Raw genomic sequence first — 23,771 nt, forward strand, 5'->3', positions numbered from 1 at the left:
AGTCACGCCAGGCATCGCAGGCAGCGATCGCGCATGCGAGCGATTTCCGCCTTCATGTCGGCTGATCGATATAGCGATGTTCCCGCGATCATCACGTTCGCCCCAGCCCGCGCGCACCGTTCGGCCGTCTCCGCGTGGATTCCGCCATCGACTGAGATGTCGATATTCGGCGCCAGGCGACGCAACTCGGTAATCTTCGGAGTGACATGCTCCAAAAACGGTTGGCCGCCGAACCCCGGGTGCACGGTCATCACAAGAATTTCGTCGGACGCCCCGAGCCAAGGTTCAGCGGCGGCCGCCGGTGTTTCCGGATTGAGAACAACTCCCGCACGACGGTTAGCCTCCCGAATCCGTTTGAGAAGAGGACCGGGCGATTCCCGCGCCTCCACGTGAACAAGAATCAGATCGGAGCCCGCATCGAGAAATGCCTCCAAAAGTGTTCCCGGGTGTGTGCACATGAGGTGAACGCTCAACGGCAATCGTGTGGCGCGGCGTGCTGCCCGGACGATGTCCGGCCCCATGGTCAGGTTGGGTACAAAATGGCCGTCCATGACATCCAGGTGCAGGCCATCCGCGCCGGCCGCCTCAGCGATGCGACAGGACTCTGCGAGAGCTCCAAAATCGCCGGCTAACAAGGATGGAAGAATTTGGAGTTTCGGCATGTGCGAAGGAGATGCGACGCTAGCCAACACCCCAGCCAACGTCAAGGTCGGGCCCGCCAAAGGTCATGTGGAGGCCCATATAAGCCGGTGAGCTGTATCCATCCCAGCAAGATCGGCAAACAGACAGGCCACTTCGCCGCGCCACGCGGCGATGCGCTTCTTAGCGCCGGATTTGGACCAGTTTTTCATCATCACGGCGCCAGGTCGACAGGCCGAATTGAGGATTTGCAGCGCATCGCGCAGCAGCGTTCGGATCATCGGCCAGAACGCGAAGTCGAGCGAAAGAAAACCACTGCGGCTTAGCGGCTCGCCGTCAAGCACGATACAAAAGCCCGGCACAAGCGCGGGTCTCTCGACGCCCCTCAGCACCCCCAGGGCCAGCGCCATCAATCCAGCGGTTGAAAGTTGTGCGGCGGGCAGACATCCGCCAAAAGGCCGTGCGGAATGCGCTAGTGCGCACGATCGTGCCGCTTCCTCCTTGAAGCCGCACAATGCGAGGGCCTTAGCGAGACACAAAGCCTCTGCATCCGCCACGTAATTCCTGGGGCAGCCAGTCTGATCCAGAAACATCCTCACCCCGTTCCATATCTCTCGAATTGCGGCGTTATCGAATCCGGATTCAGAACAAAGGTCGACCAGAGAATCGACTCGGCGGAGCGGGTCCTCATACGATGGAGCGGATGTGGGCCTTATCATTCTCGACCGATCAGTCCCTCAACCTCGCTCAGGAACTGGTTCACATCTCGAAAGCGCCTGTAAACGGAGGCAAACCGGACATAGGCGACCTCGTCGAGCTCTTCGAGTTTGTCCATCACCTTTTGGCCGATGACCGTGGATGGCACCTCGCGCTCGTATTCGCTTTCGAGTTCCTGGACGATCGAATCAACAAGCGCTTCGATTTGTTGAGAGCTGATGGGTCGCTTTTCACATGCGCGTTCGATGCCGGTGATCAGTTTCTTGCGGTCAAAATCTTCATGCCGTCCATCACGCTTGATGACGCGCAAGCCGGGTTTGACGACCTCCTCATACGTCGTGAAGCGATAGCCGCAGGCCAGGCAAACGCGTCGTCGCCGGATCACATCGCCGTTTCGGACCATCCGGCTGTCGATCACTTTGTCATCCAAATGGTTACATTTCGGGCAACGCATAACGTCTCGATGCCACAACCTGTAGCGGTCTCGTGTAATTTATTCGACTAGGGGCTGTATAGCAAACAAGTTTTGAGGATTTCTACTTGCCAGAATCTGGTGGCATTCGTTAGCTGAAAAATGAAATGACGACTCTTTGACCTTGAGAATCGCGAGTCGTCATTTCACGGCCTGGCCGATCAACGGCCAGGTTCCTTTTTTATCGGCTTATTTTTTCTTCGCCGCTTTCTTCGCCGCCTTCTTCGCTGCTTTCTTGGCGACCATGGCTTTCATCCCTCCTTTCCGCTTTGCGTACCTTGTGTTTCCTTCGCTTGCTCGCCACCCCGCCGTGGAACGCTAGCGCGTCCCAGGAAGATGGCGGCCTTCGAAGACAATCCGAACTCGAACCTGCGACCTTTGATAGCCGCTCTCGGATGCATGTGAAGCGGATCGGAGATCAGAGAGAAAAATGGATCAGCCAGCGACATGGCCAGCGATAGCATCGAACAAGTGTGATTCACTGCTCATTAAATTCTATCACGTTTGCAACAGAATAAGAACACTTGTCGTTGCCGTCAACCATCGTTGCAAAAAAATCACACAGCTCTCCTCGCTACACGCCGGTGTTCGGCCACTACGATGGCTCGTAATGCGTCGTAGGAGGCGTCGAGCCGATCATTGATGATGAGATATTGATACTCGCGCCAGCGGCTCAACTCCTGCTCCGCTTGCGCGATGCGTCGTTCGATCACTTCGTCTGAATCCTTGCCACGCAAATACAGCCGTTTCCTCAGAACTTCGATGGACGGCGGCGCGATGAACACATCCACGAATCCAAGGCGCAGGGGATCGTTCGGCGGCAGCGCCGCGAGACTCGCGCGGATTTGCGCAGCTCCCTGGACATCGATGTCCATCAAAACGTCCCGCCCGGTCGCGAAGCCCCGCTCAATGAACCGCCGAAGGGTTCCATATCGGTGTCCGTGCACAATCGCGTGCTCGAGAAACTCTCCGGCTCGAACTCTTTTTTCGAACTCGGCCTCAGAGATAAAGTAGTAGTCAACGCCATCGACTTCGCCCTCGCGCGGCGGCCGGGTTGTGCAGGAAACGGAGTAGATCATCTGGTCAAACTCCGCGAGGAGGCGTTCGCAAAGCGTCGTTTTGCCGCCGCCCGACGGAGCGGAAACAACCAGCAAGAGAGATCTGGGAGGCAGATCAATCACTGGACATTTTGCACCTGTTCCCGAAACCGTTCCAATTCGGCGCGAAACATGACAGACATTTTTGCAATCTCACGGTCTGCCGACTTGGATGCGATTGTGTTGATCTCGCGGTTCAATTCTTGCGCGAGAAAGTCCAGCGCCCTACCCGCCGGCTCGCTTCCCCGCAGCAACTGCCGAGCCTGATTGAGGTGGCTTTCGATCCGTGTGCATTCCTCCGTGATGTCCACACGGTCTGCGAACATCACAACCTCCCGCTCGATGCGATCCGGATCGATCGGAATATCGCGCCGGATCGCTTGAACGCGCCTTGCAAGCGACCTTCGGTACCCTTCGACAGAACCTGGCACCCGGCGACGAATTTTGGAAGACAGGCGGGTGAGCCGGTCAATCCGTTTAGACAAATCGATCGCGAGCGCCCTCCCCTCGCGCAGGCGCATTTGGTCCAATTTCTGCAGCGCTTGACGTAGAGCTCGCTGAATGGCCGGCCAGACCTTTTCAGGATCTTCCTCCGGAGTTTCGATGGCCAAGACACCCGGCAATTCAGCAAGCATCCGAACGTTCACATCGGCGGGAATGCCCAACGCCTTTCCAGCCTTTTGAAACGCTTCCAGATAGGCTCTGGCGAGCGCGTAATCCAAGCGAACACTATGGCTGCCGTCGACCGTCGTCGTTTTCACCTTGATGCTTATCGAAATGCGCCCGCGCGACATCTCGGCGGCCACCTCTTCGTGAAGCCGTGCCTCCAGGCAGCTCAAGGGGCGGGGCAACGAGAGGACGACGTCGAGTTGCTTGCGATTGACGGAACTGATTTCGACTTCAGCGTGGATTCCGCCGACCGTTGCCGAGCCGTGCCCGAAGCCGGTCATGCTCCGGATGCTCACCGGTCTCCTCCATTTCGGCCGGAGTGAGCCCGGCCGTGTTCCCACGCTTCGAGTTGCTGGACATCCTTGTCGCCCCGCCCCGACAAATTGATGATAATCAGGTCGTCTTTCCGGAAACGGCGTTTCGCCTTCAAAGCGTAAGCCACGGCGTGAGCCGTCTCCAGGGCCGGCAATATTCCCTCGAGTCGGCAAAGCCGGTTGAGCGCCTCCACCGCATCTTCGTCACAAATGTAGTGATATTCAGCGCGCTTCAAATCCCTCAGCAGGGCGTGTTCGGGTCCGATGGCGGCGTAGTCCAATCCCGCGCTTACCGAGTGAGTGAGCTGGATATTGCCGTCGGGGTCTTGGAGGAGATACGTGCGCGTCCCCTGGAGAATACCCACCTGCCCACCGGCGAATCTCGCCGCGTGCCGGCCGGGTCGGATCCCCTCGCCGCCCGCTTCAATGCCGATCAACGTCACCTCGTGGTCTCGGATGAAGGGGTAAAAAATTCCGATGGCATTGCTTCCCCCGCCCACGCAAGCCAGCACATGAGTCGGCAGCCGCCCTTCAGCTTTGAGAATCTGGGCGCGTGCTTCACGGCCAATCACGCTTTGAAAATCGCGAACCATCAGCGGGTAGGGATGAGACCCCAGCGCCGAACCGAGGATGTAGTGCGTCGTGCGCACGTTGGTTACCCAGTCGCGCATCGCTTCGTTGATGGCCTCTTTCAAGGTTTGCTGGCCCGCAGTGACAGGAACGACCGTGGCGCCCAATCGCTTCATGCGCGAGACATTGAGCGCCTGGCGTTCCATGTCCACTGCGCCCATGTAGATCACGCATTCCATCCCGAACATCGCCGCAGCCGTTGCCGTGGCCACTCCGTGCTGCCCGGCGCCCGTTTCGGCAATGACGCGTCGCTTGCCCATTCGCCGGGCAAGGAGCGCCTGACCCAGCGAGTTGTTGATCTTATGGGCTCCCGTGTGGCAGAGGTCTTCCCGCTTGAGATAGGTCCTGGCCCCGATTTCTTCCGATAAGCGCGGGGCATAGTAAAGCGGCGTCGGCCGGCCGACATAGTTCCGCAAATATTCGCCAAGCTCCCGACGAAACGCCGGATCTCTCCGAATTTTCATGTACTCAGCGGCGAGATCCTGCAACGGCTGCATCAAGGTCTCCGGGACATACATCCCGCCGTAGGGCCCGAAATGCCCCATGGAATCTGGTTCTGTCAGTCCTCTCGGCATGCTTCGATAAACGCTTTGACCTTTTCCAAATCCTTCTGTCCCGGCGCCTCTTCAACCCCCGAACTAACGTCCACACCCCAGGGCTGGACCCTCCGTATGGCTTCCCGGACGTTGTTGGGCGTCAGACCGCCGGCGAGCCATACGGGCCTCGAACAGGCCACGACGAACTCGCGCGCCCGGACCCAGTCCCCTACCCTGCCCGTGCCACCGGGCGCTTCCTCACTATAAGTATCGATCAGATATGCGTCAACGTGCCATGCCGCTGGATCGACATGGGACCCGCTCGACAACCTCACGCTCCGCCACAATCCCCCACGAAATCCGACGAACTCCTCCGGAGATTCGTTTCCATGCAGTTGGGCGATGTCGAGTCCGGCCACAGCCATGGTGCGTTCAATGTCGCTGCGTGTGGCATCCACGAAAACACCAACCTTTAAAATATTGGTTGGGAGGTCGACGACCCATTCGGCGACATCGCGGGCGCGTACGGCCCGCTTGGAACCCGGCCAGAATACAAAGCCGATGGCATCCGGATGGCATTCAGCCACCGCAAGGACGTCCTTCGCGCGCGCCAGTCCGCAAATCTTCACCCTGACGCCCATGCTCGACCCATCAAATCTTGAATGGCCTCCGCCAGCCTAGGGCGGCGCAGCAGCGATTCCCCCACCAATACCGCATGCGCCCCGGCGCGCCGCACGCGCTCGACGTCCTCCGCCGACCCGATCCCACTCTCGCTGACCAGACAACACCCCGCCGGCGCAAGGCCCGACAGCTCTTCGGTCGTTTCCAACGTCGTATGAAACGTTTTGAGATCTCGGTTGTTGATGCCGATGCACCGGGCGCCCAGATCCGACGCGCGCGAAAGTTCGCTCGCGTCGTGAACCTCAACCAGCGGCACTAGTCCGAGCGATTCGGCGCATCGACTAAGCTCCCTAAGGTCGCCGTCCTCCAAAGCAGCAACGATCAGCAAGACCGCGGAAGCGCCCATCGCTCGCGCATGAAACACCTGCCAGAGATCGACCACAAATTCCTTGTACAATAAGGGAAGGTCCACCACCCTGCGGACCGCCTCGAAATCGCCCTCGCCTCCTCCGAAATACGGCGCGTCCATCAGAACCGAGACAGCTTGAGCACCTCCCCGTTCGTATTCTGTCGCGATCTCGGCCGGATCAAAGGGTGTACGGATCAAGCCGGCGGAGGGCGAGCGTCGCTTGACTTCGGCAATAAGTCCGATGGGCTTTGAACGGAGTGCGGCCAGAAAATCGGGTGGCGATGGGGATGCCAGCGCCCGACGTTCCATTTTGCGAAGCGGCACCGATTGTTTTCGTTGATCGATTTCTCGCCGCTTATCGGCGAGAATCTGGTCGAGGATATTCATGCTTTGGCGCGTTCGGATCGCAAATAGGCCTCAATGAATCCGTCGAGGTCCCCGTCTAGCACGAGATCGGCCTGACCGGTTTCGAAATCGGTGCGATGATCCTTGACCATCGTGTAGGGCTGCAGCACGTAGCTGCGGATTTGGCGACCCCAGGCGATTTCACCCTTTTCGCCGTAAAATTTTTCCATCTCGCGTCGCTTTTTGTCCATTTCGTACTCGTACAGTTTCGCGCGCAGCATTTTCATCGCCTTGTCGCGGTTCGCGTGCTGGGAGCGTTCGGCCTGGCATTGGACGACGATGCCCGTCGGGATATGAACGATACGAACGGCCGAATCGGTTTTGTTCACGTGTTGCCCCCCCGCTCCGCTGGAGCGAAATGTATCGATCCGAAGGTCCTTATCCTGGATATCGATTTCCACGTTTTCGTCCACTTCCGCTACGACATCCACGGCTGCGAAGGAGGTATGCCGCCGTTTGTTGGCGTCAAAGGGGCTGATTCTCACCAGCCGGTGAACCCCCCGTTCGGCCTTGAGGTAGCCGTAAGCGTAGGGTCCTGATACAAGAAGTGATGCGCTCTTTATCCCCGCTTCATCCCCGCGCTGCATGTCCAGCAAATCCACTCGAAATCCCCGTTTTTCACAATAGCGCGTGTACATGCGCAGCAGCATCGCGGCCCAGTCGCACGACTCCGTTCCACCGGCGCCGGCGTTGATGTCGAGGTAAGCGTTATTCGCATCGAAACGCCCGGAAAGCAGCGTTTGAAGCTCAAATCGCTTGTACGCGTCCTCCAGCCGATCCGTCCGTTCCTGAGCCTCACGAAGTGTTTCGTCGCGCGAAGGTCCCTCCGGCTCGCCGGCCGCCAGATCCAAAAGGACGGCTACTTCCTCCGTTTCATGAAGCAACTGATCGAATGGGTTTAGAATCGATTTGATTTGGTTGGCCTTTTCGATGGAGGCGCGGGCTTTGTTAGGGTCGTCCCAAAAGGTGGGTGAAGCCGACAACGCTTCCAGTTCCTCCAACTCTCTCTTGCGGCCTTCAACGTCAAAGAAACCCCCTTAGTTCGTCCAGCTTGCGCCGGACAAACTCCATTCGATCGGTCAATTCGCGAAGATCAGCCATCTATCGATTCAGTTTTGAATAATCGGTACAAGATGGGGATGAAGCGGCAATTTGACAATCGGAAACAACCGTTGAACGCGAAGTGCGCGACGCGTATCTTCCTTATTAAGACTGTCATGAATAGATTTTTGATACATTTGATGCGTTTTGCGCTGGCGGTCCTTGCAGTCCTGCTCCTTGGCGGATGTGATGTTGATGACGATCGGGACCATATTCCGGCGCCAGGGAATGGCGCTCTTTTTGTGGAGAACAATACTTCATGGGAAATCCGGGTTTACGTGAATGGCGAGTTTGTCGGGCGTGTGGGGCGTTTCTCCGACCGGCCGTTTGATCTCCGGCCGGGTGTTTATCGTGTGGTGCTTGACCAAAAGGACACCGCGCGGAACTGGCGCGATGATGTCGATGTCATCACCGGCCGCCTGACAGTTCTCGATGTAGCGGATGCCCCCGATTCGGAGTTGGATGTGGTTGTATTCTTCGATTAGTCCGAGCGACCGCTTCTTTTCCTGAGTCCGATTCAGCTGCTCCCTGTTGGATATCTTCCAGTGCTAATCAGACGGAGTTCAATATGAGTGTCTCTGGATCATTTGAGCCATTGCGATCAGAATCGATCGAGGAATATGGCGCCGAGGCGACACTCTACCGGCACACCCGTACCGGGGCTGAAGTGATGTCGGTGCGTGTCGACGACGAGAACAAGGTCTTCGGCATTACCTTTCGCACACCGCCGCCGGATCACACCGGCATAGCGCACATTCTTGAACATTGCGTGCTATGCGGCTCGCGTTCCTACCCGACCAAGGAGCCTTTTGTCGAGTTGCTGAAAGGCTCTCTTCAAACCTTTCTAAACGCCTTCACCTACCCCGACAAAACCTGTTACCCCGTGGCGAGCCAGAATCTTCAGGATTTTTACAACCTGATCGATGTGTACCTCGACGCGGTATTTTACCCGTTGCTGACCGTTGAGGCTTTTGAGCAGGAAGGGTGGCATTACGAGTTGGAGGCCCCAGACCAGCCGCTGTCTTTCAAGGGAGTCGTTTTCAATGAGATGAAGGGGGTCTATTCGTCACCGGACAGCGTGCTGATTGAACAGGCCCAGCATTCCCTGTTTCCCGATACGGTATACGGGTTGGATTCTGGCGGAGACCCTTCGCGAATCCCCGATTTGACCCATGATCAACTGGTAGCGTTCCACCGGCGTTTCTATCACCCGTCGAACAGTCGAATCTGGTTTTACGGAGATGATGACCCCCAAAAGCGATTGGAATACCTCGAGCCCTGGCTCTCGGCTTTTGAGGCGCGACACCCGGATTCCGATGTGCCATTGCAAAAACCATTCGATGCGCCTCGGCGGATGGAGCACAGATATCGCACGGATGATCCGCACGCCAAATCGTTCGTCGCACTAAACTGGGCGCTGCCTTCTCCGACCGACGCGCAGAGCGCTCTCCACGCGACCATCCTGGCGCACATCCTGATCGGGACGCCGGCGTCGCCGCTTCGAAAAGCCCTGATCGATTCCGGCCTGGGCGAGGATCTTTGCGGGTGCGGCCTCGAAACTCACGCCCGGCAAATGTTCTTTTCCACAGGACTGAAAGGGGTCGAGCCCCGCCGATGCGGCGAGGTCGAAGCGCTGGCCCGCCGCACCCTAGAACGGCTTGCGTCCGAGGGAATCGAGGCCGCTACTGTCGAATCATCGCTGAACACCGTGGAGTTTACGCTGCGCGAAAACAATACGGGTTCGTATCCCCGGGGTTTGTCGCTGATGTTGCGATCGCTCACGAGCTGGCTGTATGGGGGTGATCCATTCGCGCCCCTTCTATTCGCTAAGCCTCTGGCGGACGTGCGCGCGCGATGGGCATCCGGCGAGCCGTTCTTTGAAAAACTTGTCCGGGCATGGCTCCTCGACAATCCCCATCATACGGTTTTGACCCTTCATGCCGATCCCGAACTGGGTCGACAACTCGATGAGGCCGAGAAGAGACGACTCGACGAGGCAAGGGCCGGACTGACCGAAGATCAATTGCGGGAGCTAGCTGCCCATACGGCAGCATTGAAGGCGCGCCAGACCGCCCCCGATGATCCGGCTGCCCTCGCGAAAATTCCACGACTCTCCGTTAAAGACCTTCCCAGGCGGAATAAAAACATCCCCACAGCGAAGTTGATTGTGGCAAAGGCTCGCGCCCTCCACCATGACATCTTTACCAATGGCATCTTCTATTTGGATGTCGCTCTGAACGTTCGAGCCCTATCACCCGGCCAATTGCCTTATGTGCCCCTGCTGGGGCGCTGCCTGTTGGAGACCGGCACGACCCGGGAAGATTTTGTCGCTCTCCAGCAGCGGATCGGCAGCCGTACAGGCGGGATTGTGCCGAGAACCTTTTCATCCATTGTTCGCGAGACCGATTCCGGAACAGTCTGGCTGGTCCTGCGTGGCAAAGCACTGGACGCCCAGGCGGCCGACCTGATCGATATTCTCCGAGATGTTCTGTTCCATGCGCGGCTCGACCTCAAGACCCGAATCCGGCAACTCGCCGCGGAGGAGAAGGCCCGCCTTGAGTCCGATCTCATCCCGTCCGGCCATCGGTTTGCGGCGCTGCGAGCGCGCGCGCTTTATAATGAATCAGATTATGCCGCCGAACGGATGGGGGGCGTCAGCTACCTCGTTTTCCTCAGAAATTTGATCGCGGAGATCGACGCCAACTGGCCCGCTGTCGCTGATGCTTTGGAAAACATACGCAGCCTTTTGCTCAACCGGCGAACTATGATTTTCAACGTCACCTGTTCCGCGGACACGTGGACCAAGGTGGAGCCGCTTCTCGAGGAATGGATCGATTCCATTCCGGAGCGGCCGGATCGCCGACCTCCGTGGCCGTTGAATGCGGCCCCAGCTTTCGAGGGGCTGGCGGTTCCGGCAACAGTTCACTATGTTGCCAAGGTCTACGACCTCCGCGTCGGCGCTCATGCCTTCCGGGGCTCCGACCTCGTTGCTGCGCGTTTCCTGAGGAACGGTTACCTGTGGGAGCGCGTCCGAATGCGTGGCGGTGCCTATGGGGCATTCTGTTCGCTCGACCACCGTTCCGGATTGGTCACGTTTTCCTCGTACCGCGACCCCAACCTTCGCGAGACCATTGAGGTCTTCGACCAGGCCGCCGAATTCCTGAAGCAAATCGAGCTCGATAAAAACGAGATGGAAAAAGCGATTATTGGCGCTATCGGAGACCTTGACCAACACATGCTGCCCGACGCGCGGGGATACGCGGCGTTATGTCGATGGTTGGCCAACGACCCCGAACCCTTTCGCCAACGAATGCGTGAAGAAATTCTTGATGCGCACGTCGACGACTTCCGCCTGTTGGGCGAGGCTCTTCGGCAGGCCCGAGAATACGGACGTGTGGCGGCGGTGGGCAGTGAATCCTCCCTGTCGAGCGTCGTCGGGTCGTCCATTACGCGTGTGCTGTAGAACACAATCCCACCGCGGCAGTCGCAAACCGCCGAACGTCGCGCATGCCCACGGGGCCCGCATGATCGCATCTCGCTATCCTCAATGCGATTATGCTAAAAGGGCGGCATGAGTCGACGATATGCGGTTATCGGCACGGGAGCTGTAGGCGGATTCTATGGAGCGCGCCTGCAGCAGGCCGGTTTTGAGGTTCATTTTTTGCTCCATAGCGATTACGAACATGTGCGGGAATACGGGCTCCGAGTGGAGTCGCAAAATCGAATTCTCACGCTCGGGCGAATCAACGCCTACAAATCAGCGGCTGAAATGCCGCCGTGCGACGTTGTCATCGTTGCGCTAAAGACCACTCACAACCATCTTCTGCCCACCCTTCTCGCCGGCCCGCTCGCTCCCGAAGGGGTGGTGCTCATGCTGCAGAACGGATTGGGCGTCGAGGCGGATGCCGCCGCGGTTGTGGGGCCGGATCGCGTAATTGGCGGACTGTGTTTCATTTGCGTAAACAAAATCGCGCCCGGCTCCATCCTTCATTTGGATTATGGGGATGTCGTGCTTGGGGAGTATCGGCCGGATGGCAAACCGGGGGGCGTTACGCCTCGTCTGGAAGCCATCGCGGGCGATTTCCAAGCGGCTCAGGTCCGTGCGATGTGCACGGAAGACCTGCTTCGCGCGCGTTGGAAAAAGCTGGTCTGGAACATTCCTTTCAACGCCCTCTCGGTCATTTTGAGAAGTACAACGGACCGATTGATGCTAAACCCATCGAGCCGGGAGCTGATCGAGTCACTGATGATGGAGGTGGCGGATTGCGCGGCGGCCTGCGGGAAACAAATTGACCGCGCGTTCGTGCAGAAAATGCTGGACGATACGGACCGCATGAAACCGTACAAAACCAGCATGATGATCGACTACGAACGCGGCCGTCCGATGGAGATCGAGACGATTTATGAGCGGCCGTTGGCAGCCGCGCAGGCAGCAGGCCGCTCCGCGCCTCAAATCCAGACTATCCTCCGGCAACTGCGTTTTCTGGATTCGGTCCGCCCGTGATCGCTCGCCGTTCTATGGTCGCGTTGCTTCTTGTGGCCCAACTCGCGGCGGCGCAGGCGACCTCGAAATTGGAGATTTATCCCTTGAATGGCGCGGACCCTCAGACTGTTCTCGAAGCCGTACGATTCGTGATAGGGCCGGAAGGCAACGCAACGGTTGATCCCTCAGGTCAACGGCTGCTGGTCATTTCGACGCCAGAACGCCACGCCCTCGTGGCCGATTTGATGAAAAAATTTGCGCCCCCTCCCCGCAACGTGCTGATTGAAGTGCAGATCGTGCCGGCAGCCCGGGTTCGCGAATCGGGTGCCGCTATTGAGGCCAGCGGCTCGATCGTTCTCGAGCGAACCGAAGGGCTTGGAGCGGTCCGGTTCCGACCCCGCGTGTACCACCACTCCTCTACCCATTCCAGCTCAATCACTCAGACACTCCTCGTCGGCAGCGGTCGGGAGTCGTCTCTCGCGATCGGCGAAGAAGTGCCCTATTTGGATTGGCTTCTGCAATTCGCGTCGGATAGTGGCGTGATCCAATCACGGGTCGAGTGGCAGCGGGTGGGCGCCTTTCTGAATGTCCAGCCGGTGATTCTCGGCGAGGGCCCGGAAATTCGGTTGCGCATAACGCCAGAACTGCGTCGCCGCGATGGCGGACACCCGGCGCGGATCCGTTTCGCAGCACTCTCCACGGATATCATAGCGAGGGATGGCGAAACGGTCCGAATAGGCGGACTCGGCCAGCATTCCGAGTTTTACAGCCGTTTTCTTGTTGGGATGTCCGGAGAACAACAGATTGAATCACTTGAAATTTATCTGACTCCTCGCATCCAGCCCACTCATCCCCCGCTTCCGGGTGGCAGGCGCCGCGCCGCCCCTTGACAGACCCTCCTGCACACGGCGTTGGGCCGCCCTGCGTCGGCCGAAGCCCTGACAAATCGCAAAGGATAGGGACACAATCTCAAACAAGCGCCGTCCTCGCGATTTGATTTTCGAAAACCGAACGGGTCGGTTATCCACCTCGGTCGGTAAATCGCGCTCGGAGGGATTCGAACCCCCAACCTTCTGATCCGAAGTCAGAAGCTCTGTCCAGTTGAGCTACGAGCGCAAAAAATTAGCTATTCGACTCCCAGCGGGGCGTTGAAGCCATTCGTTCGAGCAGCGACTCAAAACGGGGGTCGTTACGCAGCGACTCAAGATCTTCGTCTTTGCGCATCCATTCCGCGTCGCAGTAGCCGAGGTCGACCGCCTTGTTGAGCGCTTCGAACGCTTTGTCAGTCTCCCTGAGGAGAGCATAACTGCAGCCGAGGTTGTACCAGTGCTCCGCGCTATCTGGGCGCAACTTGGTCAGTTCGAGATCGACCTGGAGCCCCTCCTCGTATCGGCCGATCCGCGTGTAGAGGCTTCCCAGCGCCTGCAGGACGGGCACATGACCCGGCACGCGGCGGCGCACGCCCTCGAGAAACCTGAGTTCCACCGTTTGAGGCCTGCGGGGCGTTCTGGATTTTGATTTTTTCACGTCCGCTGGTCGATCGGCACAAACTGCCTCAATGCAGGGCCTACATACACCTGTCGGGGCCGACCGATCTTCTGATGCGGATCATTGTGAAGCTCGTACCACTGGGCGATCCAGCCTGGCAGTCGCCCGATGGCAAACAGGACCGTGAACATGTTGGTCGGGAAGCCCATCGCCCTGTAAGTGATACCCGTATAAAAATCCACGTTGGGATAGAGTTTGCGCTTGATGAAGTATTCGTCGTTCAGCGCGCGCTCTTCCAGTTTCATGGCGATTTCAAGCAGTGGGTCATTTATCCCGAGCTTCCCGAGCACCGCTGTACAGATTTTCTTCGCGATTTTCGCCCTCGGATCATAACTCTTGTACACGCGGTGTCCGAATCCGTAGAGCCGGAAAGGATCGTTGGGATCCTTGGCTCGCTGGATCACCTTGTCCACGTCTCCGCCGCTGCGATAAATGTTCTCGAGCATCTCCATGACTTCCTGGTTGGCACCACCATGGAGCGGTCCCCACAGCGCGCTGATGCCCGCGGAGATCGAGGCATATAGGTTGGCGCCGGTGCTTCCGACCATCCGAACGACGGACGTCGAGGCATTCTGCTCATGGTCGGCGTGCAAGATGAGCAACTGGTTCATCGCCTTGACGAGAACCGGATCGATCTTGTAGTCGGCGACCGGCGAGGCAAACATCATGTTGAGGAGGTTCTCACAAAACGAAAGTTTGCTGCTGGGATATACAAACGGTTCACCGATCGATTTCTTATAGCAGAACGCGGCAATCGTCCGAATCTTGGAAATAAGCCGGGTGGCCGCGATGCTCTTTTCCTCCTCTTCGTTCTCCAATTGAGGGTAGAAACTGGAGAGCGAAACCACGATGGCGGATGCGACGGCCATGGGATGCGCCGTTTCGGGATAGGCGCGGAAGAGCTGCTGCATATCCTCGTGAATCATCGAGTTCTTGTTCAGCAGGTTTGCATACCGCTGGCGCTCCGCCCGATTGGGAAGAGTTCCATGGATCAGGAGATAGGCGACCTCGATGAACTCGCAATTTTCCGCCAGGTCCTGAATGTCATAGCCGCGATATCGCAGGATTCCGTTTTCCCCGTCGAGAAAGGTAATCGAACTCTGGCAAGAGCCCGTGTTGACGAATCCGGGATCGTAGGTAATCAGACCGGTATCGGCGCGCAATTTTCTGATATCAATCGCGCGCTCTTTTTCCGTCCCTTCATAAATCGGGTACGTAAACTTCCGATCGCCGATGATCAAATCCGCGGTACCAACCTGGCGCTCCTCCATCATGGGGGCTCCCTCCGACTGACCGCTTAAGCCTTCAGGATTTTCCCTGCTTTGACGCAGGCTGTGCAAACGCGCATCGTTCGGGATGTGGTGCCGATCTTGACGCGCAACCTCTGCACATTGGGAAGGAAACGGCGCCGTGTGACGCCCGTGGTGTGCAACCCGATCCCCCCCTTCTTTTTGGGCAAACCGTGCCGCACTATACGATTCCCCGTTACCGGGCCCTTGCCACAGATTTCACAAACATTTGCCATATCGCATTCTCCCTAAACAAGTTTGACACCCTACGAAGATCCGCACCGAGCCGCAAGAGGATTTCTGAGGCCAGTTATCCTCAGCCGCATTTCGGCGGATTGTGAATCTACTCGGATTGAATCGCTCCTGGACGACGATCAAAGCATCTCCAACATGGATCTCTAATTTCCCGCGCTGCTTTCCCATCGCGCAGAGGAATTCCAACAAAAGATTGGTACGAGTAAGGGTAGAACCCAGATCAGCTAGATAGGCACTCTACATTTCGGCACTTTCGCCGCATGGGGGCGACTCTGAAACGGAAATCCGCCCGTCTTTCAGAATGCGTAAGCGGCTGAAACCTTCAGCACCGTGTCTTCGCCGGTGTCGTTTTCATTCCACTTGCCGGCGAATACGCCTGTCAGAAAGCTGGGCGTCCACTTGTACGTTGCGCTGGCGCCGGCGAGAACGGCTTCGGAGTCCGTTTCTTCCATGTGCCTGATCAAGCCCTCTGCCGCGACGGTAAACTGATCGGACAACTCCCAAAGCACGGACAAGCCGAGGTCGAGAATCTCATCGCTGTTGAGAAGATCCCCGGTAGAGTAGCTTGCGTCCAGCACCCACCAAATCGCTTCATGGGTTTTGGTCCCGATCGCTACGCCAATCCTGAATTCGGTTTCACCTGCACCGAGGCCTTTTTCCTCTTCCCCTGTCGCAAAGGAGATGTCCGCATGCGGAATGAGAAAGGGGAAGGAGAAAACGTCCTGATAGGCAACCAAATCAAATCCGAGAGATACGTCGCCCAAACCGAACTCGCTGTTGCCCATTTCCGGTTGGCGATCGATGCCCGGAACCTGGACTCGCACAGTAAAATCTTTCAGCAGCCCCAAACGGGCATTCAAGGAATGTGTGTATAGGTCAAGACCATCATAAGCACGGCCGTCGAACCCGTAACCCAGTTCCAAGCGGCCTCTCTCTGGAAACTGGTTTTCGGTGGTGAGGAACGTTCGCTGCGGCTCGGCGCTGGCCATGACGGCGATAGCGAACAGGGACGACACGATGGTTATGCTGGATTTGGTCATAGCGTTCTCCTTGACGACTGCAAGCTTATAAAAGGATTAACCCGGCTTGCCATAAAAATCTGCGTGCGACGCACCAACCGTATTCGGAGGTCGGGGCTGATACTTGTTGCAAGTCGGGGACACCTTGGCTATACATGACGATCATTCTGTTCGCCGTCCCCGTAGCTCAACTGGACAGAGCATCTGACTACGGATCAGAAGGTTGGGAGTTCGACTCTCTCCGGGGACGCCATACTCTTCAAGGTACGCCGCTCTTGACCGTCAGTCTTTGGTCCCCTACTTTCTCGCCCATGACTTGGGTGGCCATCCTGCGGACTGCAATCATCTTTGCGCTGATGGTCGCATCTTCCCCGCCCGCGCCTGCTGCCCGACCCTATGAAGAGAGCGCAAAAAAACACTCGTGGTTCAGCCTGAGCCGCCCGCAGAAAAAAAACCCCTCCGAGCAGCTCGTCTACGCTCGGCGACTGCATGAAGAAGGGAAATTGCGAAAGGCGACTCGAGCCTATCGAGCGCTTGTTGTCACCTGGCCCGGCAGCCCGGAAGCCGCGGCGGCCCAGTTGGGCCTTGCTCGTTCGCTCGACGAGCGGGGCCAGCTTCAGAATGCATTTGATGCATATCACACTCTCGCAACGCGTTATACGGCTGGATACGATTACGACAAGGTCATCCAGCGGCAGTTCGACATCGCCTGCACCCTGATGGAAAAACGGCGCGGAGGATTTCTGATCTTTCCCGGATTCGAGGCGCCGGAGCGCGCCATTCCCTATTTTGAAAAGGTCATTCAAAATGCGCCGCGTGCCCCCTTCGCAGCGGAAGCCCAATTTCGGATCGGCTGGGCCTACGAACGCAGCGAACAGCTCGAACTGGCCGTTGTCGCCTATCTGACGGCTCAAAACCGATACCCTGACTCGCCTTGGGCGGAAAAAGCCGCACTGGGCCGAATGCGCGCTCTCGTGCGGCTGTCCGAGGAGTCGCCAAATGACGAAGAGGCGCTGGACCAAGCCTGGGCCGCGGTTGTTTTTTTTCTGAATACCTACCCGAATTCGCAGGATGCCGAACTTGCACGCGCCCATCGCGACAACCTGCTCAGACGGCGTGCGAAAATGGCGTATGAGAAAGCAGTTTTTTACGACCGCGTGGTCCGCCGCCCCGAAGCGGCGAAGCAGGCCTATGAAAATTTCATCCGCCAGTTTCCGAACTCCGAATGGGCGTCTATCGCAAAAATCCGCGTCGAGGTTTTGTCAAACAGGGTTGGGCCGTCCGATGAAAAGAATTAGCGTCGCTCTGATTGCCATTGTTGCCCTTGGATCTCTCGCTTTCCTGGGTACAGGCTGCGCCGGCTATCGGCTTGGATCCATGTTGCCGGCCGACATCAAATCCGTTTATGTGCCTTCGTTTGTCAACGAGACGTCCGAACCGCTCATTGAAGCGGAATGCCAGCGCGCGGTTATCGAGGCCCTTCAACGCGATGGCTCTCTCAAGCTCGCGAACGAGGATGAGGCGGATGCCGTCCTGCGCGTTCGTCTGCGGGAATATCGCCTCGAACCTGTGGTTTTTGATGCGCGCGACCGTTCGAATGTGCGGCAATACCGGATCAAACTGTCAGCCGCCATGGTCATGAGCCGCCAAACCACCGGTGAAGTGATCGTCGAAAGGCCTTCGGTTCGCGGCGAAGGCGTCTTCAATGTGACTGGAGATCTCTCCTCGTCCAAGCTAACCGGCCTGCCGGTCGCCGCGGCGGATTTGGCCCGCAATATTGTTCAGCAAATGGTGGAAGCCTGGTGAGCACTGTCGGAGGTTCGCCGCGAGTTGGCGAGAATTCCTCTGAAATCTTTTCTATAATAGGGCCCCGGCTTTACGAGCGATTCCCGGTTCGTTGCGCCGTTAACCGAACTGTAATCCGTATCAGGGAAACTGGCTGAACCTCTGTGATATGTCCAGCCAACTACGAAATTCGACGTCGGCGCTTAAGCGGAAGCCAGGGATCGAAGTCGGTTAGCAGCTCGCGTTTTCTTTCGGATCGCCGCGTTTTTCTTGATGATTCCCTTTTTGACAGCCTTGTCGAGCGCCGAACAGTATCTGCTGAACATCTCGCCCGCCCGAACTGCATCTTTCGCCGCGATGGCGGTCGTCAGCTTCGTCTGAAAGGTCTTAATGACCGAGCGCCCCGCCCGATTGCGGAGCCGGTCTTCCTCACTCTGACGATGCCGCTTCAGTGCTTGTTTCGTATGCGCCATACCTTCATTCTCCTCACGCAGGACCTTGGGGCGCCCGCGCGGCGAGCCATTGACCCGCCCTTCAAAAGCTGGGACATACTACGGTTCGAATCCATGAAGTCAACTGGCAATTCTGACCCCTTTCTCCGTGCCAGGGCGCTCTTTCGCAACCACTTGCTGCATGCCTCCGCGGACAATTCGCTGACGCTTCTTGCCGCCCAAGCACTGGCCTCTGCGCCGACCACGCGGAGGCGACGGATCGGACGTATTCTCCGGTGTCCGACTCCGTCCTGCCAGGGACTCATCTTCAAATTTTACGGAAAACATCGCTACTTCGACCGATTGCGGCCCAGCCGCGCGCGGCTTGCCTACGCCGCGGGACTGACGCTTCGCGACCTCGGGATTCCGACCGTCGAGCCCGTCGGCTTCGTGGAAAATACGCCGGAAATAGCGCCTTTCGATTCCTGCCTCGTTATGCGTGAAAAGCCCGGCGCCGTCCATCTCCGCGAATGGCTCCGGCGGCACAGAAACCATATGACGGAGGATTCGTGGCGCGCCTGGCGTCAGCAGGTATGCGAAGCGTGGCTGCAGCTGGGTCGAGTCGGGGTCTACCACGACGACACCAAGGCGCTGAACCTGTTGACGGACGCTTCCTGGTCCCCGAAGCCGCGCTTTCTCGTCTGGATCGATCTCGAAAGCGTCCACGCCGGGCGGCGACCGGGTCTGCGTGGCGTACTGCGGAATTTGGTCCAACTAAACGGCTCGCTTCGCAAGTGGGTCCCCAATACCGAGCGTTTCGCGTTTCTGGAGCAGGCGTCGGCCGAGTATCCATGGCTCGCGCAGAAATGGGTGCCTTGGGTCATTCGTTGGTGGACCCGTCGCCGATTGCGTCATGAGGTGCGAACGAGATGCGGTCCATGAAGGCCCTGATCGGGCTCGCCCTCCTACCTCTTGCCTGGAGCGCGGCTGTGGCGGCGCTGCGTCTGCTCGCTGGATTGCGGCCCGGTGAGGTAGGATCCCATCGTCATACCCTCCTTGCCCTCGCGGCCGGCTTCCTGGCCTGGATCGCAATTTTCATAATAACTCCCCGAACAACACGGCTGTACGTGCTTGGCCATGAATTGACCCACGCGTTCTGGGCGCTTTTGATGGGTGCCCGGGTCTCCAAATTGCGCGTACACCGGCACGGAGGAAGCGTGGTGGTTTCTAAATCCAACTGGATTATCTCTCTCGCCCCCTATTTCTTCCCTTTTTACACCATGCTGGTCATCGGAGCGGCGGCGCTCGTGGCTCGGTTCGTGGATATCACAACCTATGAGCCGCTCGTCTTCGGGATGGTCGGGTTGACCTACGGTTTCCATGTCACGTCTACCATTTCGATGCTTACGATCCGACAACCCGATATTCATGAGCATGGACGCCTATTTTCCTACTCGATCATCCTCCTGCTGAACGCGATTGGAATTGCGCTTTGGATCATCGCCGTTGGATCCCCCGACTGGACAGATTTCGTTGGGCTTCTGACCCATGAATGTTCCAAGACCTTGGTTATGTTGAACAAAGCAATGCAATGGGCGTTCAAGTTCGCCTATTGGTTGATTCAGCGCTCGTCCGCGTGATCAGGACTCGGCCGGAGGCGAAGATGGGCTCGCGCGTTCGATATGGCCCAGCGATTTACCGGGCGCGATCAGGTCCCGCAGGCGGCGCTTGATTTCCTTGATCTCGAGAAATCCTCCCTCGATCGCTCGGGAAAAGACGAGATGCTCCCCCACCCGGATTTCAAAAATTCCACCCGACCCGACGCGCAGCAAAACGCCACCTACTTCCGCCTCGAATGTGCTCAAGATTTCTTGTGCCATCCATGCTGCCCGAAGCATCCAGCGGCATCCAGCGCAGTAAGTGATCGTCACTACTGGTTTCTCCATGGCGTGAACGTTGGCGGACATACGATAACCAACTATATTACGGGTGCTGAGGAAAGGAGAGTCTTATGAAAGCGGTGTGTTTCGATAATTTCGGCGATGAGTCCGTCCTTCAGATTCGGGATCTTCCGAAGCCCGAGCCGGGGAAGGGCGAGGTATTGATCCGCGTCCATGCGGCCGGCGTCAATCCGGTGGACTGGAAAATTCGCGAAGGCCTGTTGAAGACGAGAATGCCCCATCAGTTCCCGATCATCCCCGGTTGGGATGTCGCCGGCACCATTGAAAAACTCGGGCCCGGCTGCCGCCGCTTCAAAAAGGGAGCGGCCGTTTACGCTTATGCGCGGAAGCCCGTCATCAAGGACGGTTGCTACGCGGAATACGTGGTGCTGCCCGAGAAAAATGTGGCACTCAAGCCGCGCTCGATGGATTTCAAACAGGCGGCATCCATCCCGCTTGCGGCGTTGACAGCTTGGCAATCGCTATTCGATGCCGCCGAGCTCCAAAAGGGCGACACGATCCTGATCCATGCGGCGGCGGGCGGGGTCGGCGGATTTGCAGTCCAACTGGCGAAATGGAAAGGAGCGCGCGTGATCGCCACCGCAAGCGCGAATAATCATGAGTATGTCCGATCTCTGGGCGCCGATGAGGTGATCGACTACACCCAGACCGATTTCGTCGAGGCGGTACGCACCCTCGCGCCGAAGGGAGTGGATGTGGCATACGACACGGTGGGGGAAAGCGTCCAGGTGCGATCCATTCAGACGGTACGCAAAGGTGGAACCCTCGTGACCATCCTCGCGCCTACTCCAGAAGCCCAATCCGCGCGCGGCCTCCGGCTCAAATATGTGTTCGTCGCGCCGAACGCCCGGCAACTGGCACGACTGGCCAGCCTGATTGAGGCTGGCAAGTTCAAGACGCATCTGACGGCCGAGCTACCCCTGGAACAGGCGGCCGAGGCGCAGCGCATGAGCCGCACGGGCCATACCCGCGGCAAAATCGTGTTGGTGATCTAATCGGGGCTGTCGGAATTTAGGCCCGAAGTTTGGACGCGCGGGGGCCCACCGGCTTGACGGTGGGTCTTAGATCGCCCATTCTGCGCCCATGACTTCTAAGCCTGACTCGCAGCAGACCGCTTTCATGGAAGTACTCACCGCCTTGTGCAAACGGCGAGGATTCATCTTCCAGTCGTCCGAAATTTACGGCGGCATCAATGGCTTTTGGGATTATGGGCCGCTTGGCGCGGAGATGAAGCGCAATGTCCGCGAATTGTGGTGGCGCGCCATGACGCGGACACGCGACGACGTGGTCGGCATCGACGCAACCATCATCATGCACCCCAAAATTTGGAAGGCATCGGGGCACGTCGACACCTTCTCGGATCCCATGATTGACTGCAAAACCTGCAAAGGCCGTTTTCGGGCTGACCAAATCGGCGAGATCCCCTGTCCTCAGAAGCCCAGCAAAACTGTCCGCGAATGCCCTGGCGAGAAAACGGAACCACGAGCGTTCAACCTGATGTTCAAAACCACTGTCGGCCCGATCGAGAGCGAAGACAACATCGCCTATTTGCGGCCGGAAACCGCTCAGGCCATTTTCGTCCAGTTCAAGAACGTCCTCGAAACGTCGCGGCAAAAGATTCCGTTTGGAATCTGTCAAATCGGTAAGGCGTTCCGCAACGAGGTTACACCAAGAAATTTTACGTTCCGCTCGAGAGAATTCGAGCAAATGGAGCTTGAGTTTTTCATTCGGCCGGACGAAGCGGTGGAACTTATTGCCGGCCGTGTGGCTACCCCGACGGAGATTTCGGACTGGTCGGCTGAGCCGCGCCCGGATTGGGGGTGGGAGGTTTGGCACAAATACTGGGTCGAACATCGAATGGCGTGGTATCGCTCCATCGGGCTGCCCAAGGAATCGCTCGTGGAATATTGGCAGCCCCGAGAGGAGCTTGCGCACTACGCGCGCGCCTGCGTCGATATTCAGTACGCCTTCCCGTTCGGAATCCAAGAGCTCGAAGGCATCGCGGCGCGGAGCGACTTCGACCTATCGCAACACCAGATCCACAGCGGCAAATCCATGGAGTTTTTCGATGAGGAATTGAAAACTGCTGCCGCCCGATTGGATGCCTCGGCCCGCTCTGAATTTGCCGAGAAGGTGGTCCGCCGATGGCAGGCGTCGGGCAAAAGTGCGGAACAGGCCCGAGCGTTTGTCTCTAAATTATTCGAAGGCCGATACTTGCCCCACGTGATCGAGCCGTCCGCTGGCGTGGATCGGCTGGTGTTGGCGTTGATCTGCAATGCCTATGCGGAGGACAAAGCGCCCGACGACAAGGGCAACGAAGAGACCCGCGTCGTCCTGCGATTCGACCCGAAAATCGCCCCCGTCAAGGCGGCCATTTTCCCCTTGCTCAAAAATCGGCCGGAGCTCGTTCAAAAGGCCCGTGACATTTATGCGCGTCTGCGGGGTCGCTGGTCGATCTTTTACGACGAGTCCGGGGCCATCGGCCGACGTTACCGCCGACAGGACGAGATCGGCACGCCGTTTGGGATCACCGTCGATTTCCAGACACTCGAAGATAACACCGTGACCTGGCGTGATCGCGACTCCATGCGACAGGAGCGCGTACCGATTGATGAGCTTGCTCCCCGACTGGCTGCCCTTGTTGAGTAATTTTTGGCTTTCCGGCGCGCGTCGGCCACTTGGGGCTGCTCCGTGATCGGTTACCCTCGCAGCGCGAACGACAGTGACCGCCGTATTTCAAGCGCAACAACCTGAACATGGATTGACATTGGACCGCTTCCTGGCGCTTCGACTCGGACTTTCTCGCAAGGCGGCCAAGCGCCTGCTCGACGAACGGAGGGTTTTCGTAAACAAGAAACGCATATGGATCGCTCATCACCCCGTCAAAACCGGTGATGAGATCGAAGTCCGTTCGGAGCCAACTCCCTTCCCTTCCCTGTCGCTCCCTCTTCGCATTCTCCACGAAGACCCGCATGCGATAGTGGTCGACAAGCCAGCGGGCATGGAAAGCACTGGTCCGGCGGGAGCGGAGGGCAGCCTCCAGGCCCAGGGAAGCGCGGAGATTTTTCCCGTGCACCGTCTCGACCGGGAAACCAGCGGATGCCTTCTCTTTGCCCGCTCGCCGGAAGCCAGGGAATTCTTGATTGACCAATTTAGGGAACAGCGAATTTCCAAAATATATCGCGCCCTAACAATCGGTGCATTTCCCGATCGGACCATCCGCGTAGAAAAACCTGTCCGCGGCCAACATGCGATCACGGAGTTCCGTCTGATCCGCCGAAACGAAATCGCGTCGCTCCTCGAGGCGCACCCTGTGACAGGCCGGACCCACCAAATTCGGATCCATCTGCAATCCCTCGGACATCCGCTTGTTGGCGACAAACAATACGC

At 58.0% G+C, this 23,771-nt stretch carries 26 protein-coding genes and 2 tRNA genes; 12 read left to right on the forward strand and 16 right to left on the reverse strand.

Annotated features, from left to right (window positions below; all coding sequences use genetic code 11):
* Positions 1-2: 2 nt before the first annotated feature.
* From rpe to prfB, 9 genes are all read right to left on the reverse strand, one after another.
* Positions 3-662, reverse strand: a complete 660-nt coding sequence (gene rpe / locus NZ740_07705) for a ribulose-phosphate 3-epimerase (GenBank protein ID MCS6771895.1) — start codon at positions 660-662, stop codon at positions 3-5.
* Between the two features lie 63 nt (positions 663-725).
* Positions 726-1,049, reverse strand: a complete 324-nt coding sequence (locus NZ740_07710; GenBank protein MCS6771896.1) for a hypothetical protein — start codon at positions 1,047-1,049, stop codon at positions 726-728.
* 305 nt (positions 1,050-1,354) lie between these two features.
* Positions 1,355-1,810 carry a transcriptional regulator NrdR gene (nrdR, locus tag NZ740_07715; protein MCS6771897.1) on the reverse strand — a complete coding sequence of 152 codons (456 nt, stop codon included), beginning with the start codon at positions 1,808-1,810 and terminating at the stop codon, positions 1,355-1,357.
* A gap of 575 nt (positions 1,811-2,385) precedes the next feature.
* The gene (gene gmk / locus NZ740_07720; protein ID MCS6771898.1) at positions 2,386-3,009 is read right to left on the reverse strand and encodes a guanylate kinase; all 624 of its coding nucleotides are present in this window, start codon (positions 3,007-3,009) and stop codon (positions 2,386-2,388) included.
* Positions 3,006-3,890 carry a YicC family protein gene (locus NZ740_07725; protein MCS6771899.1) on the reverse strand — a complete coding sequence of 295 codons (885 nt, stop codon included), beginning with the start codon at positions 3,888-3,890 and terminating at the stop codon, positions 3,006-3,008. Before NZ740_07725 ends, gmk begins: the two co-directional genes overlap by 4 nt.
* On the reverse strand, positions 3,887-5,113 hold the full coding sequence (gene trpB / locus NZ740_07730) for a tryptophan synthase subunit beta (GenBank protein ID MCS6771900.1): 1,227 nt from the start codon (positions 5,111-5,113) through the stop codon (positions 3,887-3,889). Before trpB ends, NZ740_07725 begins: the two co-directional genes overlap by 4 nt.
* Positions 5,098-5,703 carry a phosphoribosylanthranilate isomerase gene (locus NZ740_07735; GenBank protein MCS6771901.1) on the reverse strand — a complete coding sequence of 202 codons (606 nt, stop codon included), beginning with the start codon at positions 5,701-5,703 and terminating at the stop codon, positions 5,098-5,100. Before NZ740_07735 ends, trpB begins: the two co-directional genes overlap by 16 nt.
* On the reverse strand, positions 5,700-6,491 hold the full coding sequence (gene trpC, locus NZ740_07740; GenBank protein MCS6771902.1) for an indole-3-glycerol phosphate synthase TrpC: 792 nt from the start codon (positions 6,489-6,491) through the stop codon (positions 5,700-5,702). The genes NZ740_07735 and trpC overlap by 4 nt, the downstream gene beginning before the upstream one ends.
* Positions 6,488-7,610 (reverse strand): peptide chain release factor 2 gene (prfB, locus tag NZ740_07745; GenBank protein ID MCS6771903.1). Its coding sequence is split into 2 segments (ribosomal slippage): positions 6,488-7,543 and positions 7,545-7,610, totalling 1,122 coding nucleotides; the frame shifts between segments, so codons are not numbered across the junction. Before prfB ends, trpC begins: the two co-directional genes overlap by 4 nt.
* A gap of 140 nt (positions 7,611-7,750) precedes the next feature.
* Between prfB and NZ740_07750 the strand changes: the two genes are divergently transcribed.
* The 4 genes from NZ740_07750 to NZ740_07765 all read left to right on the forward strand — a co-directional run bounded on the left by NZ740_07750 (position 7,751) and on the right by NZ740_07765 (position 12,983).
* The gene (locus NZ740_07750) at positions 7,751-8,095 is read left to right on the forward strand and encodes a hypothetical protein (protein ID MCS6771904.1); all 345 of its coding nucleotides are present in this window, start codon (positions 7,751-7,753) and stop codon (positions 8,093-8,095) included.
* 83 nt (positions 8,096-8,178) lie between these two features.
* A complete protein-coding gene (locus NZ740_07755) occupies positions 8,179-11,073 on the forward strand; it encodes an insulinase family protein (protein ID MCS6771905.1) in 2,895 nt (964 codons plus the stop codon).
* A gap of 108 nt (positions 11,074-11,181) precedes the next feature.
* A complete protein-coding gene (locus NZ740_07760; GenBank protein ID MCS6771906.1) occupies positions 11,182-12,114 on the forward strand; it encodes a putative 2-dehydropantoate 2-reductase in 933 nt (310 codons plus the stop codon).
* Positions 12,115-12,128: 14 nt separating this feature from the next.
* On the forward strand, positions 12,129-12,983 hold the full coding sequence (locus NZ740_07765; protein ID MCS6771907.1) for a type II and III secretion system protein: 855 nt from the start codon (positions 12,129-12,131) through the stop codon (positions 12,981-12,983).
* 152 nt (positions 12,984-13,135) lie between these two features.
* On the opposite strand, the gene NZ740_07770 is transcribed toward NZ740_07765, so the two are convergent.
* The 5 genes from NZ740_07770 to NZ740_07790 all read right to left on the reverse strand — a co-directional run bounded on the left by NZ740_07770 (position 13,136) and on the right by NZ740_07790 (position 16,225).
* Positions 13,136-13,209 (reverse strand) — tRNA-Arg (locus NZ740_07770).
* Between the two features lie 6 nt (positions 13,210-13,215).
* Positions 13,216-13,620, reverse strand: coding sequence for a hypothetical protein (locus NZ740_07775; protein MCS6771908.1), 405 nt, complete (start codon positions 13,618-13,620; stop codon positions 13,216-13,218).
* Positions 13,617-14,912 carry a citrate synthase gene (locus NZ740_07780; protein ID MCS6771909.1) on the reverse strand — a complete coding sequence of 432 codons (1,296 nt, stop codon included), beginning with the start codon at positions 14,910-14,912 and terminating at the stop codon, positions 13,617-13,619. Before NZ740_07780 ends, NZ740_07775 begins: the two co-directional genes overlap by 4 nt.
* Before the next feature lie 26 nt (positions 14,913-14,938).
* Positions 14,939-15,166, reverse strand: coding sequence for a 50S ribosomal protein L28 (gene rpmB / locus NZ740_07785; GenBank protein ID MCS6771910.1), 228 nt, complete (start codon positions 15,164-15,166; stop codon positions 14,939-14,941).
* 315 nt (positions 15,167-15,481) lie between these two features.
* Positions 15,482-16,225 (reverse strand): hypothetical protein, encoded by a 744-nt coding sequence (locus NZ740_07790; protein MCS6771911.1) that lies wholly within the window; start codon positions 16,223-16,225, stop codon positions 15,482-15,484.
* Between the two features lie 155 nt (positions 16,226-16,380).
* Between NZ740_07790 and NZ740_07795 the strand changes: the two genes are divergently transcribed.
* The 3 genes from NZ740_07795 to lptE all read left to right on the forward strand — a co-directional run bounded on the left by NZ740_07795 (position 16,381) and on the right by lptE (position 18,010).
* A tRNA-Arg gene (locus NZ740_07795) sits at positions 16,381-16,457 on the forward strand.
* Positions 16,458-16,515: 58 nt separating this feature from the next.
* Positions 16,516-17,502 carry an outer membrane protein assembly factor BamD gene (bamD, locus tag NZ740_07800; protein MCS6771912.1) on the forward strand — a complete coding sequence of 329 codons (987 nt, stop codon included), beginning with the start codon at positions 16,516-16,518 and terminating at the stop codon, positions 17,500-17,502.
* On the forward strand, positions 17,489-18,010 hold the full coding sequence (gene lptE, locus NZ740_07805; GenBank protein ID MCS6771913.1) for an LPS assembly lipoprotein LptE: 522 nt from the start codon (positions 17,489-17,491) through the stop codon (positions 18,008-18,010). Before bamD ends, lptE begins: the two co-directional genes overlap by 14 nt.
* Before the next feature lie 182 nt (positions 18,011-18,192).
* Here the strand turns inward: lptE and rpsT are convergent, their stop codons facing one another.
* Positions 18,193-18,462, reverse strand: a complete 270-nt coding sequence (gene rpsT, locus NZ740_07810; protein ID MCS6771914.1) for a 30S ribosomal protein S20 — start codon at positions 18,460-18,462, stop codon at positions 18,193-18,195.
* A gap of 93 nt (positions 18,463-18,555) precedes the next feature.
* Between rpsT and NZ740_07815 the strand changes: the two genes are divergently transcribed.
* Both NZ740_07815 and NZ740_07820 read left to right on the forward strand, forming a co-directional pair.
* The gene (locus NZ740_07815) at positions 18,556-19,362 is read left to right on the forward strand and encodes a lipopolysaccharide kinase InaA family protein (GenBank protein ID MCS6771915.1); all 807 of its coding nucleotides are present in this window, start codon (positions 18,556-18,558) and stop codon (positions 19,360-19,362) included.
* Positions 19,359-20,060, forward strand: coding sequence for a M50 family metallopeptidase (locus tag NZ740_07820; GenBank protein ID MCS6771916.1), 702 nt, complete (start codon positions 19,359-19,361; stop codon positions 20,058-20,060). The genes NZ740_07815 and NZ740_07820 overlap by 4 nt, the downstream gene beginning before the upstream one ends.
* Here the strand turns inward: NZ740_07820 and NZ740_07825 are convergent, their stop codons facing one another.
* Positions 20,061-20,366 carry a SelT/SelW/SelH family protein gene (locus NZ740_07825; protein MCS6771917.1) on the reverse strand — a complete coding sequence of 102 codons (306 nt, stop codon included), beginning with the start codon at positions 20,364-20,366 and terminating at the stop codon, positions 20,061-20,063.
* Between the two features lie 65 nt (positions 20,367-20,431).
* On the opposite strand from NZ740_07825, the gene NZ740_07830 reads away from it, so the two are divergent.
* From NZ740_07830 to NZ740_07840, 3 genes are all read left to right on the forward strand, one after another.
* On the forward strand, positions 20,432-21,376 hold the full coding sequence (locus NZ740_07830) for an NADP-dependent oxidoreductase (GenBank protein MCS6771918.1): 945 nt from the start codon (positions 20,432-20,434) through the stop codon (positions 21,374-21,376).
* Positions 21,377-21,464: 88 nt separating this feature from the next.
* On the forward strand, positions 21,465-23,030 hold the full coding sequence (locus NZ740_07835) for a glycine--tRNA ligase (protein ID MCS6771919.1): 1,566 nt from the start codon (positions 21,465-21,467) through the stop codon (positions 23,028-23,030).
* A gap of 73 nt (positions 23,031-23,103) precedes the next feature.
* On the forward strand, positions 23,104-23,771 hold a 668-nt coding region (locus NZ740_07840), incomplete at its 3' end, for an RluA family pseudouridine synthase (protein MCS6771920.1).

Source organism: Kiritimatiellia bacterium (assembly GCA_025054615.1).
In the GTDB taxonomy this organism is placed as follows: Bacteria; Verrucomicrobiota; Kiritimatiellia; order CAIVKH01; family CAIVKH01; genus JANWZO01.

Excerpts from the sequence above, each read along its gene's own strand:
- rpe (MCS6771895.1), bottom strand. The coding sequence starts at position 662 with ATGCCGAAACTCCAAATTCTTCCATCCTTGTTAGCCGGCGATTTTGGA.
- NZ740_07710 (MCS6771896.1), bottom strand. The coding sequence starts at position 1,049 with ATGGCGCTGGCCCTGGGGGTGCTGAGGGGCGTCGAGAGACCCGCGCTT.
- nrdR (MCS6771897.1), bottom strand. The coding sequence starts at position 1,810 with ATGCGTTGCCCGAAATGTAACCATTTGGATGACAAAGTGATCGACAGC.
- trpB (MCS6771900.1), bottom strand. The coding sequence starts at position 5,113 with ATGCCGAGAGGACTGACAGAACCAGATTCCATGGGGCATTTCGGGCCC.
- trpC (MCS6771902.1), bottom strand. The coding sequence starts at position 6,491 with ATGAATATCCTCGACCAGATTCTCGCCGATAAGCGGCGAGAAATCGAT.
- NZ740_07750 (MCS6771904.1), top strand. The coding sequence starts at position 7,751 with ATGCGTTTTGCGCTGGCGGTCCTTGCAGTCCTGCTCCTTGGCGGATGT.
- NZ740_07755 (MCS6771905.1), top strand. The coding sequence starts at position 8,179 with ATGAGTGTCTCTGGATCATTTGAGCCATTGCGATCAGAATCGATCGAG.
- NZ740_07760 (MCS6771906.1), top strand. The coding sequence starts at position 11,182 with ATGAGTCGACGATATGCGGTTATCGGCACGGGAGCTGTAGGCGGATTC.
- NZ740_07765 (MCS6771907.1), top strand. The coding sequence starts at position 12,129 with ATGGTCGCGTTGCTTCTTGTGGCCCAACTCGCGGCGGCGCAGGCGACC.
- NZ740_07780 (MCS6771909.1), bottom strand. The coding sequence starts at position 14,912 with ATGGAGGAGCGCCAGGTTGGTACCGCGGATTTGATCATCGGCGATCGG.
- rpmB (MCS6771910.1), bottom strand. The coding sequence starts at position 15,166 with ATGGCAAATGTTTGTGAAATCTGTGGCAAGGGCCCGGTAACGGGGAAT.
- NZ740_07790 (MCS6771911.1), bottom strand. The coding sequence starts at position 16,225 with ATGACCAAATCCAGCATAACCATCGTGTCGTCCCTGTTCGCTATCGCC.
- bamD (MCS6771912.1), top strand. The coding sequence starts at position 16,516 with ATGACTTGGGTGGCCATCCTGCGGACTGCAATCATCTTTGCGCTGATG.
- lptE (MCS6771913.1), top strand. The coding sequence starts at position 17,489 with ATGAAAAGAATTAGCGTCGCTCTGATTGCCATTGTTGCCCTTGGATCT.
- rpsT (MCS6771914.1), bottom strand. The coding sequence starts at position 18,462 with ATGGCGCATACGAAACAAGCACTGAAGCGGCATCGTCAGAGTGAGGAA.
- NZ740_07815 (MCS6771915.1), top strand. The coding sequence starts at position 18,556 with ATGAAGTCAACTGGCAATTCTGACCCCTTTCTCCGTGCCAGGGCGCTC.
- NZ740_07820 (MCS6771916.1), top strand. The coding sequence starts at position 19,359 with ATGAAGGCCCTGATCGGGCTCGCCCTCCTACCTCTTGCCTGGAGCGCG.
- NZ740_07825 (MCS6771917.1), bottom strand. The coding sequence starts at position 20,366 with ATGGAGAAACCAGTAGTGACGATCACTTACTGCGCTGGATGCCGCTGG.
- NZ740_07830 (MCS6771918.1), top strand. The coding sequence starts at position 20,432 with ATGAAAGCGGTGTGTTTCGATAATTTCGGCGATGAGTCCGTCCTTCAG.
- NZ740_07835 (MCS6771919.1), top strand. The coding sequence starts at position 21,465 with ATGACTTCTAAGCCTGACTCGCAGCAGACCGCTTTCATGGAAGTACTC.